10 protein-coding genes are annotated in these 14490 nt (G+C 37.2%); 3 read left to right on the top strand and 7 right to left on the bottom strand.

Annotation, left to right across the window (positions count from 1 at the left end; all coding sequences use genetic code 11):
• Positions 1 to 28 precede the first annotated feature (28 nt).
• A complete protein-coding gene (locus NOX80_RS07080; protein WP_256552609.1) occupies positions 29 to 1306 on the top strand; it encodes a replication-associated recombination protein A in 1278 nt (425 codons plus the stop codon).
• On the opposite strand, the gene NOX80_RS07075 is transcribed toward NOX80_RS07080, so the two are convergent.
• The 5 genes from NOX80_RS07075 to NOX80_RS07055 are packed head-to-tail and all read right to left on the bottom strand — an operon-like array spanning position 1303 to position 5214.
• Complete coding sequence (locus NOX80_RS07075) at positions 1303 to 2058, bottom strand: hypothetical protein (protein WP_256552608.1); 756 nt, start codon at positions 2056 to 2058, stop codon at positions 1303 to 1305. The two genes, NOX80_RS07080 and NOX80_RS07075, sit on opposite strands and share 4 nt — an antisense overlap.
• Positions 2059 to 2076: 18 nt before the next feature.
• Positions 2077 to 2766, bottom strand: coding sequence for a YjjG family noncanonical pyrimidine nucleotidase (locus tag NOX80_RS07070; protein WP_256552607.1), 690 nt, complete (start codon positions 2764 to 2766; stop codon positions 2077 to 2079).
• A gap of 9 nt (positions 2767 to 2775) precedes the next feature.
• Positions 2776 to 3327, bottom strand: a complete 552-nt coding sequence (locus NOX80_RS07065) for a hypothetical protein (protein WP_256552606.1) — start codon at positions 3325 to 3327, stop codon at positions 2776 to 2778.
• A complete protein-coding gene (locus NOX80_RS07060; RefSeq protein ID WP_256552605.1) occupies positions 3320 to 4588 on the bottom strand; it encodes an ABC transporter permease in 1269 nt (422 codons plus the stop codon). The genes NOX80_RS07065 and NOX80_RS07060 overlap by 8 nt, the downstream gene beginning before the upstream one ends.
• A complete protein-coding gene (locus tag NOX80_RS07055) occupies positions 4585 to 5214 on the bottom strand; it encodes an ABC transporter ATP-binding protein (RefSeq protein WP_256552604.1) in 630 nt (209 codons plus the stop codon). The genes NOX80_RS07060 and NOX80_RS07055 overlap by 4 nt, the downstream gene beginning before the upstream one ends.
• Positions 5215 to 5504: 290 nt before the next feature.
• On the opposite strand from NOX80_RS07055, the gene NOX80_RS07050 reads away from it, so the two are divergent.
• Positions 5505 to 5918 carry a Fur family transcriptional regulator gene (locus NOX80_RS07050; RefSeq protein ID WP_256552603.1) on the top strand — a complete coding sequence of 138 codons (414 nt, stop codon included), beginning with the start codon at positions 5505 to 5507 and terminating at the stop codon, positions 5916 to 5918.
• Here NOX80_RS07050 and radC read toward each other — a convergent pair.
• Positions 5910 to 6608: a RadC family protein gene (gene radC / locus NOX80_RS07045; protein WP_256552602.1), complete on the bottom strand. Its 699-nt coding sequence runs from the start codon at positions 6606 to 6608 to the stop codon at positions 5910 to 5912. The genes NOX80_RS07050 and radC overlap by 9 nt on opposite strands.
• Positions 6609 to 7272: 664 nt before the next feature.
• Here radC and NOX80_RS07040 point away from each other — a divergent pair.
• The gene (locus NOX80_RS07040) at positions 7273 to 13074 is read left to right on the top strand and encodes a TcdA/TcdB catalytic glycosyltransferase domain-containing protein (protein WP_256552601.1); all 5802 of its coding nucleotides are present in this window, start codon (positions 7273 to 7275) and stop codon (positions 13072 to 13074) included.
• 60 nt (positions 13075 to 13134) lie between these two features.
• Here the strand turns inward: NOX80_RS07040 and NOX80_RS07035 are convergent, their stop codons facing one another.
• On the bottom strand, positions 13135 to 14490 hold the full coding sequence (locus tag NOX80_RS07035; RefSeq protein WP_256552600.1) for a UDP-N-acetylmuramate--L-alanine ligase: 1356 nt from the start codon (positions 14488 to 14490) through the stop codon (positions 13135 to 13137).

Below are 14490 nucleotides of genomic sequence, written 5' to 3'. Positions count from 1 at the left end.
CGGAGTTACTTTTTTGTAATTTTACAACATGGAAGCACCATTAGCAGAACGCATACGCCCGCAACACTTATCCGAATATATTAGTCAGTTACATTTGGTTGGAGAACAAGGTTCTTTAACGAACCAGATTGCACGTGGCATTATCCCTTCTTTAATTTTATGGGGACCGCCCGGAACCGGAAAAACGACCTTAGCTCAAATCATGGCTCAGGAAAGCAAACGCCCGTTTTATGTTTTAAGTGCGATTAATTCCGGAGTTAAAGATATACGCGAGGTAATCGACAAAGCCAAACAAAGCGGCGGTTTATTTACAGCTCGTAATCCTATATTATTTATTGACGAGATCCATCGTTTTAGTAAGTCGCAACAGGATTCATTATTGGCTGCCGTTGAAAAAGGCTGGGTCACATTAATAGGTGCTACGACAGATAATCCGAGTTTTGAGGTTATTCCCGCTTTATTGTCAAGATGTCAGGTTTATATCCTAAATGCCTTTTCTAAAGAAGATTTGGAAGCTTTACTACACAGAGCACTGGAAAAAGATACTATTTTAAAATCAAAAAATATTCACTTACAGGAAACGGAAGCTTTATTGCGGTTATCCGGTGGAGACGGTCGTAAATTGCTGAATATTTTCGAACTGGTCATCAATGCATCAGAAGGAGATACAATTGAGATCACCAATGAAAAGGTCATGCAGCTTGTTCAAAAAAACACGGTATTATATGACAAAACCGGTGAGCAACATTATGATATCGTTTCGGCATTTATAAAATCCATTCGAGGTAGTGATCCGAATGGTGCCGTATATTGGCTGGCGCGAATGATTGAAGGCGGTGAAGATGTAAAATTTATTGCACGACGTATGCTGATTCTGGCATCGGAAGACATTGGCAATGCCAACCCGACCGCTTTAATTATGGCGAACAATACTTTTCAGGCTGTAACTACTATTGGTTATCCGGAAAGCCGAATTATCTTAAGTCAGTGTGCTATTTATCTGGCAACATCACCCAAAAGCAATGCCAGCTATATGGCCATTGGAAAAGCACAACAATTGGTAAAACAAACCGGAGATTTGCCGGTTCCGCTACATTTGCGTAATGCGCCTACCAAATTAATGAAAGAATTAGGGTATGGCGACGAATATAAATATGCTCATGATTACACCAATAATTTTGTAGAGCAGGAATTTCTTCCGGATGAACTGCAACATACGGTATTCTATGAACCGGGAAATAATTCCCGGGAGAATGGTACCCGGGAATTTTTAAAGAATCGTTGGAAAGATAAATACAAATACTAAAACTTGATATCCAGTTTCTCTGATACTAGTTTATCGTTATAATAGTATTCGAATACCCATCCGTTATTTTTTTTGATCAACACGCCTTCAGCGGTATCATTTTTGGCGGTAAACAGTTCCGGATTACTGGTTTTAAATATTTTTAAAACTATTTTCGGAGTACTGTCTACTAATTGATAACCATTAGTAATAGGTTGGGCAAACAACTGACCGGAAATTGGTGTTGGCGGTACTTCCGGTGCTTTTACCGTTTCGGGATTATTCGGGGTTGCCGGTGTTGTTTTCACGACACTTGTAGTAGGCGGTATGGAAGGAGTTGGGATTGGTTTGGCTACCTGTAAAGTTTCTTCCACTGATTTTCCGACAACACGAAATGCCTGAATATAAGCTTGCTCCAATTCTTTTATTCTGCTGGAGCCTTCATTCGAAATGAATACTGTTTGATTTTTACAATCTGTCAGTTCCAGTTTAATTTTGGTACTAAACACTGTATTATCTTCCACTAAATTAGCATACAATGCTTTACAGCGATCCCGAGCCAGATCATCCGGCACAACATCTGTATCGTATAATACGGTATAACCTTTCCTTTCAAAAACCATTTTTGTTAAAGCGTTCAGATTATACTTATTGGCTTGTTTAAAAAAAGAGAATTTGGCCGGAACCACTACATATTTATAATCCGTAAGACTTTGTGAAAACGCTGTTGCAGTAAACAATATAACTGACAACATTAGACCTGTTTTTCTCATTTTGTTCGGTTTAACTATTTAAAGTATTTTTTTTAGTTCCAATAAATGGCGTATCTGCGGTACTTTTAAAGCATCTCCATAATCCGATTCGCTAAAAAATATAGCATCAAGACCTACATTTAAAGCCCCTTGAATATCGGCTTCCATACTATCTCCTATCATGATACTTTTATCTTTTTCGGCTTTTGCAATATCTAATGCGTACTCAAAAATTATCGGGTTCGGCTTTTTAACACCTGCTTTTTCTGAATTAGTAACCGTTATAAAATAATGAGCAATATTAGCATTGCGCAGTTTCCCTTCCTGTACTTCATGAAATCCATTTGTAATAATATGCAGATTGTACTTTGATTTTAAATAATCTAAAATTTCAATCGCACCTTCAAACAGATGGTTAAACGTTGGTAGATAATGGATATATTCCTGTGCTAAAAAGTTAATCTGTTCATCATCGATCGGATAATCCAATAAATCGAAAACTTCTTTAAAACGGGAATAACGTAATTCTTGTTGTGTTATTTTTTCCTCCTGATACAATTTCCAATACTTAAAATTTACCGGTATATAGTATTCCAGAAAATTTTCTAACGAAATAGCCATTGCATGTTTCTTAAAAATGGCATCAAAAGCTAAGGCTGAATTTTTCTCGAAATCCCATAGCGTATGATCCAGGTCGAAAAAAATATCGGTTTTATTCGTAAACTTCATTCTTTTAATCTATTTAGCTCCTTTAACGATTACTACATTATCTACATGGTAAACCCAATCTTCCACATCAGTATCATTGTATCGGAAATCACCTTCCACAGTAACATATTGATCTGTTTTTAATTTCGGCGTATCTCCTTTAAATTTTAACCCCATAATGGTTTCCGGACCGGATTTACCGCAAAAGAAGCACGATGCAAATACATTTTTACTCAACGCATAGGATTTGTTATCGATCGGAATAATAAATCCGCTCATCACAATACGTTTTTTATTGGTTAATTTTAATTTAGCGTTCACCTGTGGAAACATCACTTCTCCATAAGTTTTATGCTGTTTTTTCACATATTTAATGTCTCCAAGTAATTTCCAGCTCAACGTATCCGGATTACTCAGAATCAGCGTATTTTTATCATTACCGTTAAAATGAATAAATCCGGCTTGTTCAACTTTAGCAGTTGGAAATGTTGTATTACTTTGTTTTTTATCCGGTGTATAAAAATATTCCAGAACCAGTAATATCGCCGCCAGGGCTATTAATAATATTGATTTTTTACGCATTAGCTAAAGTTTTTGAAATATTAAGTCGGTAAGCCTTAACCGCCGGAATAACAGCGGCTAAAATTCCAACAAATATAGTTAGTAAAAATAAAAATCCCTCTTTTTCCCAAACAAACTCAAAAGGGTTAAACGTCATTTTAAATTCATCTTCGGAAGATCCCGAGATATACATCAGCGCAATTCTACCAACAATAGTACCAAAAAGAAATCCCAGAACACATAAAATCAAACTCTCCACAACAACCAGATACAACAACTGAAATCGTGTGGCTCCGTTAACCCGAAGTAATGCAAATTCATATTTTCTTTCTTTCAGTGTATTGTATAGCGCAATAAAAATACTGATTCCTGATATCAGCATAATACCATAAGCCAGATATTGCAATGCCTGAAGTCCAACGCCAAACAGCGTAAAAAGTCGGTTGATTTCGATAGCCGGTGAGGCCGCCTGCATTTTGGTATTTTGCGGTATCATCCTCGGCCAGGTTACAATACCCATTTTATTTCTGAATTTTAAGAAAACGGCTGTAATCTCTTTTCCTTCCAGATTTTGCCCTTCTTCTTCGTGATGATGCTCATGTGCCTCCGAATGATCATGGTCATGTCCTTCGTGATCGTGATCGTGCATTTCGCCTTCTCCATGTTCATGTGAATCATGCATGGCCCAAACGCTCGGAATATCGGAAAGAATCAGATTATCGATCACTTTTCCGGTTTCCGACAACACTCCTACCACATGATACGCATGCTCTTCGTGCACCTCACCTTCTTCAGCATCACCATGAGAACCAAAAAATTTATCTCCGGTTTTCAGATTCATTTTTTTTGCCACCGCACTACCTATTACTACTTCAAAATTATCAGAAAAAGGTCGGCCGGTTCGTAATATTGCCTCATAGTGTTCAATAAAATTCACAGTCGTACCTACGATTTTAAAACCGTGGTAATTATCTCCGAAAGCTAGTGGTATAGCTGTTTTTACAAACGGATTCGTCATCCACTTATGCGCTTCCTGATAATCAATATTACCTGTAGGCGCATCCACCTGATACACCGAAGACAATATCAATTGTAACGGACTTCCCTGCGCCCCTAAAACCAGATCGATACCATCTGCGTTACTGGAAAATTTCTCTTCAAATTGTTTTTGTAGCAAGATCAAAACCGTAATAATAGCCACACTCGCCGTTAACAAAATAATACTTAATGTTGTATTTAATGGCTTAAACCAAGTATTTTTCCAAGCTAATTTTGTGATCATGATAAGGCGATTTGATTGGTAAAACGTTGCTTTAATCGGGAATCATGTGTAACGATTACCAAAGCCGATCGATATTCTTTAGCCAGATTATCCAGCAAATCCGCTACTTTAAAAGCATTTTCGTCATCCAGACTCGATGTCGGTTCATCTGCCAATAACACTTTTGGTTCATTGATCAATGCTCTTGCAATAGAAACTCGTTGTTGCTGACCGATACTAAGCTGAGTCGGCAATTTATGAATATGATCTTTCAGATCCAGATGCTCCAATAGTAATTTTGCTTTTTCCGTAAGATGCTTGCCCGTAGCAAGCCAGGAAGCCAGTATTACATTTTCCAAAACCGAAAACGATGCAATAAAATGAGATTGCTGTAAAACCAAACCGATATTTTTACCTCTGAAATGATCCAATTTCTTTTCAGACAACGTTTTAATATCTGTATTATTAATTAGAATTTCGCCTTCCTGAGGTCGTAAGAGTCCTCCTAAAAGATGTAACAATGTTGTTTTCCCTTTTCCGGATCCACCGGTTATCAGTATTGTTTCTCCATCGGAACAATGGATATCGGGAAACGTGAAAGAAGTCCCTTTTCCATATGAAAAAGTAATATTTTTTGTAATAATCATTTCAAATGCTTTTAGTATACAGATAAAAAGAGCTTTCTTAAAAAGAAAAATAGCCCTTATTTAAAGCGCTATTTTAATGACTCGATCAAAATTAGCAAAAAAATATTGTCCACTCTTTTTATTATGAATATTATAACGAAAAAGGTGGTTATCATTGTTATAAGACGATCATTCAATCTGAAAATATTTCGCTTATACTCTTTTCCGGTCGTAAACGGTTTATTTCATTTTTTATATTTTTGTATTCAACCTCTTAGGTTGCAATTAACCTATAATAATGAGCAATTCAAATGATCGAAAAAAAGATTAAAAGAACGCGTAATTCAAACACGAAAACAGTAATTCTGGAATTATTGACCATGTGTAATACAGCTTTAGCTCATAAAGATTTTCAAAATCATTTTGGCGACACATGTGACAGGGTTACGATATACAGAGCACTCGATCGCCTTGTAGATGAAGGACGGATTCACAAAATCACCAATTGGGACGGCGTTATTCAATATGCACTTTGTAAGGAATGTGAGTCAAAAGACCAATCGCTCCACAATCATGAACATGTTCATTTCAGTTGCCAAAAATGTAGAAAAATCACCTGTATTGATTCCATTGCAATTAAAATAAATCTACCGTCCGGCTATACTGTTGAGGAACAGCAGATTTTGATAACCGGCATCTGCCCTATATGTAACGATTTACAGTAATCCTTCGTCTAAAAAACTAAGATAATCGTTCTCCGTTATAATAACATGGTCTAAAATTTTAATATCCAGGCAATCTCCTGCTTCTTTAAGTTTCGATGTAATATTTCGATCGGATTCACTTGGTTTTAAAGAGCCCGAAGGATGATTATGGCATAAAATTACCCCAGTTGCATTATATTCAAGTGCTGTTTTAAAAATTAATCTCGGATCGACAACAGTAGCTACCAACCCTCCTTTACTGATCTGATATTTACACACTACTTTATTGGAATTATTTAAAAGCAGAATCCAAAACTCTTCGTGTTCCAATTCCCCTATAATCGGATTCATGATTGTAAAAACGGCCTTACTGGAAAGTATAAATTCAACATTGTCGTGATTCGATTCTATTTTCCTCCGTTTACCCAATTCCAAGGCGGCTACTATTGTAACGGCTTTTGCTTCTCCTATACCTTTAAAGGACATTAACTGTTTAATGGATAATTTCCCTAAGGCATTTAAATTATTATCTAAACTGCCCAGGATTTTTTTAGACAGATCCAAAGCACTTTCTCTTGGGCTTCCGGAACCTATTAAAATAGTTAATAATTCGGTATCGCTTAAGATTGTTTTTCCTTTCTCGATTAGTTTTTCTCTGGGTTTATCTGCGGTTGCCCAGTTTCTGATTGGAATGTAACTTACGACTTTCATTTTGGCATATATTATTGATTAACAAGTATTGCATTGATAAATAGTTATTTTTACCACTACATAAAGTTAATCAACTTTTATCGTTTTCTATTTTTTTCTCCCACCCAATAACACGCCATCAACAGCCACTTTTACCATCCTTCGCTTTCCCTTGTGATTGAATTTTGATCTTCATTGAACATCATACACCCTGTAACCTTTCGATCTGTATTAATGTCATAAAAATCAAAAAACAGGAACCCTAAAAACCGACTATCATAGAAAAGACAAATTATTTTATGATCAGGCCAATTCCATTCGAAAAGTGATAACCATTATTAAATTAGATTAATTTTAAAATGAATTTGAATTCGGTTAAAACACCTCATAACCTAAAATTCTCCCTATCGTTATCTAATTATTCCCTGAAAAAACTACCGGATTTATCTCTCATTCAAATCTGGTAAACAATTAAAAAAGAGCTCCTAAAAAGAGCATATTTCCCCGATCAGAAGAGCAAAACTAGCTTTTATTACTATCAAAGTTAGGTATCAAACTTTTATAAAACATATTCTTTTTTAACAAAATTAATCTGCTTTTCCCTCTTTAAAAACAGACCTATAAATCCGGAACATGTTCATTTCTATTCTAGAATAATTAATTATTAACTTAAAAATTAAATTTTATGCCATTACCACCACCATTACCACCACCCATTACTACATGGGATGACTTTATAAATCCAATTTTAGAAATTGCTATAACTCCGGAATCCAGAGAGGAGCTTGAAACCTATTTCAATAGCGGTATTTTCAATTACTTAAAAGAAAATATAGACACGTATCACAATCTTACCGATCATGAACGAATGGGGGAAACCGGACTTCATCTGCTTCTTATCATAGCCGATAATTTAACTTCTATATATGAATTATCACTCGAGCCTATTACTACATTACTGGACAATATTCCTCGAGGAAAACAATCTTTTTTTCAGAAACTGGAAAACATAAGTCTAAATGTAGGCAACAATATCCTCTCTTACGGAACTCAGGGGCCTAATCTGGAAGACATATTCCATTTAGTCAATATTGCAATAACTTTTACAGCTCATGATCAAACGAATATTGAAGCGTGGTGTATTACTCAAAGTAGAAAAAAGACTCCTTCAGAAATATTTTTTTGGTTAGACGAACACAATATTCTCGTTCATGAATTATTCGCCGAATTATACCTAAATGCTACCGATCAATTAATCGAAAATTGGAAAGTACGATACCCGGAACGTATTGCAATAATTAAAAATCTTAATAATTTAGAAAAACAAATAGAGGAATTACAAGAGCAACAGACAGAGAATCAAACAGTTGAATTAAGGAATCAAATTTCTGAATTGGAAAATCAATTTTCGATATTGCTAGTTCAAAACCGGCCTATTTACGATGAATTTAAGTCACTGATTCCTCCTATCATCATTCCTCTTCAGGATCAGGCCTATAATCTTATTAAAAATCAACCTCGTGTAGAATGGGATAACCTACGAATACGTTTTATGCGGGAACAATTAAAAACTTCTCCTCTTTTTTTAGAGAAATATAATAACAAAAGAAATAACTACTTGGAATTTTTAGATAATCTAAAAACTGAGCTTTCTCAAAAGTACTCGAATTTTACTCCGCGAAATGTTCTGGAAATTTTGGATACAAATCCGGATTTAGCACGTTATTACAATCGGGAAATGCTCTTACGAATGGATAAACGGGCAGCATTTAACATCTTCTCCTTAATGGTTTTAAAAGCGGAAGGCGGAAATGTACTGGAAACTGCGGCATTACCTCAATTTAATAGCGCTATAACTAATATTATTGATTTACATACAACGACAACTCGAAATCTAACAAGAGGACGATCAATAAACATTTCAATATGTGACGACAAATCGAATGTAATCAACGCAATTATTCAGCGTATCGCTACAGAAAAAATATTATCCGATATTGAACCTATTGATGATTATTACAACATTGCAACTTTCGGTGACAAACAAAAAATCAATGCCATTTGGGATGCCCTACAGCAATTACCGGTTGAAGGATTCTTTAAGACAATTGAAAATAATCCTATTTTTAAAGATTATGTCAAACATACCTCTGAAATCAATATGTCTAGTCAAAGACCTTCCACAAACATGATCAGCTCACGTGCCGATGCTATAGGATTACAACAAATCATATACCGTGTAATGGAAATAAACAGTCAGATTGAACAAATATTACCACAACTTTCAACAAAAATAACAGCTGCCAGTATTAGAGCATTCCGCAATGAAAACACAAGTGTGGTCTATTTTGGAAAGGATGACCCTTCCGGTCATGGTCCCGGAAATGAACTAATAAATATTATTTATCATTATCGACTCTCGCGATTTAATTCTCAAAACAATTATAACAATTTTATTCTAACCGGTAATCATGCTATAGAATCCATACAAAATAAATATTTCAGTCAAAATTACAATGAGATCTATAATAAATTAATATCCAGTTCAAAATATGATCCTAACAAATATACCGCATATACTTCTTATCTGATTAACGATCATTCTTATACCCAAATCAATACTTCCTCTATTGAAGATATCATTTTCAATCCTGAATATTCTGAAATTAGCGATTTTATAGAATTAGAAAAAGTTTTACGTTTTCGTGATTTTTTTGACAGAAAGGCGATGCAGTTTTATGAATTGGGAGAAGAGCATTCCGCGGAATCGATTCAGTTTTTACCTCAGGATTTATTGCTATCCTCCTATGAATATCCGGAAGGATTGTGTTTGAGCTTGTCGTTACTTCAGGGAATGGCTGATGATTATCTGGATGGCGCTACTATTTTTGCCTCGGATATTTCGGCAATATCGGGACTTCAGGTTGATCAGTTCCGCAATCAGTTGTCACAATCAGATGCTCAATTGTATACAGAATATTCCCGACAACTACGGGAATTGAATAAAGCGGCCAATAAAAATTTTTTTAATGAAAGCACCTCTGTGTTTCAAAATACCGGAAGTGCCACCTTAGCTACTCTTGAAACCGTGTTAAGCAGCCTTACCTTTGAAGGGGAAGTTCGTTATTTACTGACCACGCCCAATCATGGGATGACCTTAAGTCGTAAAGGCGATTTGTATACGTTTTATGATTCCAATATCGGATATGTTCGTTTTGATAGTCAAGAGAAAGTGGGTGCCTTTATCCGGGCTCATCTGGATCTAAAGCATGGATTGGGTACCTATTACGGATTAACGGATGCGACTACGGTGTATGTCTCCGGCTATACAAACTCCGATTTATGGGCATTTGAAAACGCAAGGTATTTTAGGAGTATCCTTTCACAAGGAGGAGCTGAGCTAACAGTAGACCGACTTGGCGCATTAGATCGGGAAAACGGAACGGTAAAATCCGGTACTATTGGTTTTAAACGTACCGAATTGGTGGCCATGGGAGGTAAATATAAAGGCTTTGCGATGGATGAGAACACACCGTTTGCCACCGCCGACTTTTGGGATCAAGTGACTTTTGATAGTCAGAAACTCCTTCGTTTTATCTACGACCATGAAGCGGATACTGCAACAATTAACCGACTGGAGGCGTTAAAACAGATCGGAAAACTGCAAACCGACGGTGGTATTGTATCGCTCGCGGATCTTACAGGCGGAAAAGCCACCAACCATATTGATCCGCTGCATTATACGATCTTAGAATCATCCAAACAGATTGCGGATCTGTATGATCGTTTTTCGATCAGGTTAAAGAACATGGTGGATCAATTAGGTCTCAACCTGGAGGAATACCGATTTAAAACCGGAGAAGTTGAAAAGCTAGCGGATCATCAGTATAAAATGGTTTTGGTTCATAAAGAAACCGGTCAGGAAGTCCCGCTTACTCTGGATGGCAAAGAATTTGAAAATGTCGTGAGTGAGCATATTGCTACTTTGGGCGAAAGCAGTGAATCGGCTCTTGTATTGGGCGGAGCAGGTCTTGGCCTTATGGGTTTAATTCGTGGTGCTACGGCACTTCGTAGCGGTCATGGTAGCGGATATGATATTGCATCGGTTGTTTTGGGCGGCAAACAATTAGCCGATGCGATACTGGGAACTGTCGCCATGACGGTTATCGGTGATACGCTAACGGCATCCGGCACGGTCTTTTCATTTTCGATAGAAGGTACTTTAGCCAATTTGTGTGAACAGACGGCCGTGCGAATAGGCGGAACTATCGGAAAACTGCTGACTTCGGTGAGTATGTTTTTAAAATTACCGTTAATCGGATTAAATGTCTGGGGATTATATGAAGATGTGACGTATTTGAATAGTGCTGATTCGGGTCCCGCTCGTGCAGTAGCTATTAGTCAGCTGGTTACCGATTCTATTGTAACGGCACTAACCCTGGCTTCATTCGCGGTTCCGGAAGTAGCCATTCCGGCTCTTATTGTCGGAGCAGTAGGAATGGGTGTTACAGCGATTGTTCAGAATCTGGCCAATGCTCATGATCGGTATTATAAACTAACCGAATGGCAGGATCGATTGCGGGAGATTGCCAGCAGTTATAGTCCGGTGCCTAACACTCGAAATCGCAATTTGGCGGATCTGTCTAAAAACCAACTTTGTGGTGATGTCCGTTTGGTATTGAGCGATGATAGAAAAAATCCGCATCAGTTAACCTATACCAAATCCTGCGATACAGCGATCCGTTATGGTCATCATCCGGAGAAAAGCCCGCAAGAAGTGAGAAATGCTATTGGTTACGGTTATAGCTATACGAGTCCGATCGGGCCTTTTGCCAGAGAAGAATTTTTTGATCCGATTCGATCACCGTTTAATATCGGATGGGGATTGATTGACAGGGTTATACTGGGCTACGGTAGTCGTTATCAACTCATGACTCAGGTGGAATATATTTCCGACTGGTTGCTTTATGATTCCCGAAACGGCAGAGCCAGCGGTGGTTATTGGGAAACCTTCTATACCCGGGCGAATTATAATTCTATTCAACAGGACGGAGCAAGTTGTACCGTTATCGGGAACAGTTTGGATAACACTTTTATTACACCGGATATTGTGAACTGGTCGGATGCCAGGGAAGCTTCATATATTATAGAACAACATGCAAATTATCAGTTTAACATTACTACCGGAGCGGGTAATAATGTGGTGGTGTTAGGACAAACAGGACGATATCTCCTTGATGGCGGTTCGGGAAATAATACATTGGATCTTTCTCAGGTACAACTCAACTTAAATGTCGATTTGGATATTACCGGTTATCAGCCTGTTTATATGGGAAATGACCGCTATTCAAACTGTATAAAAGTAGCTGTTTCCAATTTTAATATTGTCCGATGTTCGTTGTCTAATTTTGAATTGCATAGAGAAGTTGTGGTCAAAGGACAATCGAATAAACCGAATGTATTTGTTTTAGGTAGGATGTCCCGGGTAAGTGTATACGGAAGAGGCGGAGGAAATACGTATATCTTGAATAAGATCAGTAACCGTAGTGCCGAGTTCCGTCAGATAATTAATCTGTATATCCAGGCACCTGTTTCAGGTAATACGGATGTATCGGTGGAGCGCGTTTATTTTGAAGAGTACAAACTCGCGGATCTGAATAACGTTACTTTTTCATTAACCGGCGGAGTAAAACCGGTGTTGACCTTAGAAGGACTCGCCTTGCAACTGATTCACATTGGTGGCTGTAAAGTACATGATAATGCGGTAAGCAATGTGCAGTTTTCTACTCTGGACGGCTTTTCCTTTTACTATGATCATAAGTTGAAAAAAGGTGTCGTGACTCAGGTTGATTATGAGAAATGGAAAGAGTACAATCAAGATCAGGAAGGCATCAATAGCGGACACTGGTACCGCACGCGTTATTTTAACTTCGACTTATTTGAAACGTTGTACAAAAACAAATTTGTTGTAGCCGATCAAGTGGTTTGTATCAATAACATGGGAACGATATACCTGAAATTAAGTACTAAAAAAGCCATCTTACTGGTCAACTTAAAAACCAAAGTTACCACGATACCTGGTGAATTTAAAGATTTTGCATGGACAATAGCTTTAAATCACAGTGCCGGTACTATCCTAATTCCAAGTTATATGTGTAATCTGCAAAAACCGTTGATTGTTTTTGAAACACATTCCTTGTCCGGTAATAAAAGCACAATCGATTTTTCTGATTTTGAAAGTACCTATACCTTCTCAGCCCGTAGAGAGCGGAATTCCTTATTAATTCGTATTTTAAACAGAAGCAACTCTAATAAAACCGTAACCCTTTTGTTTAAAGATGTTTATAATCAGGATATCAACCAAACAATTGCAAACACCAATGTTTTGATTCAAAGAAGTATTCGTAATAAAATACAAATCAACGCCTTAAAAGAGTTTTGCAAAGATTTTACGGATGAAAAACTGATAATTCCTTTTTCGGAATAAGCTACATTCTCATATAAAAGAAAAGGGGCTGACTCACTTTTGAGATAGCCCCTTTTTATTCTATTCTATCAATTGTTTTACCTCATCAAAATTGAGTCCGCCGTAATTTCCGGAACTCATTAATAAAAGAGTCGAATGATCCAGATTAAGGTCAAAAAGGAAATTTTTAAAATCTTCCGGATTAGTATAAATAATCAGATCTTCTCTATTGAATGCCTTAGCAATCTGCTCATAGGTAACTTCTTCTAATCGTTTAATTTTTACAGCATCGGGTGAATAAAACACCACAGCTGTATCAGCTGCATCTAAAGCACCTTGATATTCTTTCAAAAACGCAGCATTTAAACTGCTGTAGGTATGCAGTTCCAGACAGGCGATTAACTTTCTGTCGGGATACTGTTCTTTTACCGCTCGGGTTGTTGCTTCTACTTTACTCGGAGAATGGGCAAAATCTTTATAAGCGACTTTTCCATTGCCTTCGGCTATTTTTTCCAATCGTTTGGATGCTCCTTTAAAACTTGCTATAGCTTCATAAAAATCAGCTTCATCAACTCCCATATTCTGACAGATCCATTTGGCTCCGGCCAGATTATTCAGATTATGTGCTCCGAAAACTTCAATCGGCATAGGGCCTTCCGGCGTTGCCAGTAATGTTATTCCGTTTTCAACCGTATAGTCCGGTGTATGATATGGAATTTTACGAATCGGATTGGTTGCTTCTTCTGCTACTCTTTTCACTTCAGGATCATTCTCATTATAAACCAATATACCGCCGTTTGTGATTTTCTGAATAAAAGTTGAAAACTGTTCTACATAATTTTCATAGGTCGGAAACACATTGATATGATCCCAGGCAATCCCGCTGATCAATGCAATATTAGGATAATACAGGTGGAATTTCGGTCTCGGATCCATTGGCGATGACAAATACTCATCTCCTTCCAAAACAATAAAATCATTATCCGATGTCAGGTGTACCATTGTATCAAATCCTTCCAATTGAGCTCCCACCATATAATCGACATCGATATTATGATAATGCATTACATGAAGAATCATCGAAGTAATCGTTGTTTTCCCATGGGAACCGCCAATCACAACCCTTGTTTTATCTTTTGATTGTTCGTACAAAAATTCCGGATACGAGTAAATCTTCAGTCCCAGTTCCTGAGCTTTTAACAATTCGGGATTATCCGCTTTAGCATGCATTCCTAAAATAACCGCCTCAATATCGGATGTTATTTTTTCCGGGAACCATCCCATTTCTTCCGGCAATAATCCTTTTTTCTCTAACCGGGTTCGGGAAGGTTCGAAAATAGCATCATCACTTCCTGTTACGTTATATCCTTTGCTATGTAAAGCCAATGCCAGATTGTGCATTGCACTTCCTCCGATAGCGATAAAATGTGTACGCAT

The sequence above is a fragment of the Flavobacterium cerinum genome, from assembly GCF_024496085.1.
Classification (GTDB): domain Bacteria; phylum Bacteroidota; class Bacteroidia; order Flavobacteriales; family Flavobacteriaceae; genus Flavobacterium; species Flavobacterium cerinum_A.
Note: the sequence above shows the minus strand (reverse complement) of the source record. Positions and strands in the feature narration are given on the sequence as shown.

Excerpts from the sequence above, each read along its gene's own strand:
- NOX80_RS07070 (WP_256552607.1), bottom strand. The coding sequence starts at position 2,766 with ATGAAGTTTACGAATAAAACCGATATTTTTTTCGACCTGGATCATACG.
- NOX80_RS07040 (WP_256552601.1), top strand. The coding sequence starts at position 7,273 with ATGCCATTACCACCACCATTACCACCACCCATTACTACATGGGATGAC.
- NOX80_RS07050 (WP_256552603.1), top strand. The coding sequence starts at position 5,505 with ATGATCGAAAAAAAGATTAAAAGAACGCGTAATTCAAACACGAAAACA.
- NOX80_RS07055 (WP_256552604.1), bottom strand. The coding sequence starts at position 5,214 with ATGATTATTACAAAAAATATTACTTTTTCATATGGAAAAGGGACTTCT.
- NOX80_RS07035 (WP_256552600.1), bottom strand. The coding sequence starts at position 14,490 with ATGCGTACACATTTTATCGCTATCGGAGGAAGTGCAATGCACAATCTG.
- NOX80_RS07075 (WP_256552608.1), bottom strand. The coding sequence starts at position 2,058 with ATGAGAAAAACAGGTCTAATGTTGTCAGTTATATTGTTTACTGCAACA.
- NOX80_RS07065 (WP_256552606.1), bottom strand. The coding sequence starts at position 3,327 with ATGCGTAAAAAATCAATATTATTAATAGCCCTGGCGGCGATATTACTG.
- NOX80_RS07080 (WP_256552609.1), top strand. The coding sequence starts at position 29 with ATGGAAGCACCATTAGCAGAACGCATACGCCCGCAACACTTATCCGAA.
- radC (WP_256552602.1), bottom strand. The coding sequence starts at position 6,608 with ATGAAAGTCGTAAGTTACATTCCAATCAGAAACTGGGCAACCGCAGAT.
- NOX80_RS07060 (WP_256552605.1), bottom strand. The coding sequence starts at position 4,588 with ATGATCACAAAATTAGCTTGGAAAAATACTTGGTTTAAGCCATTAAAT.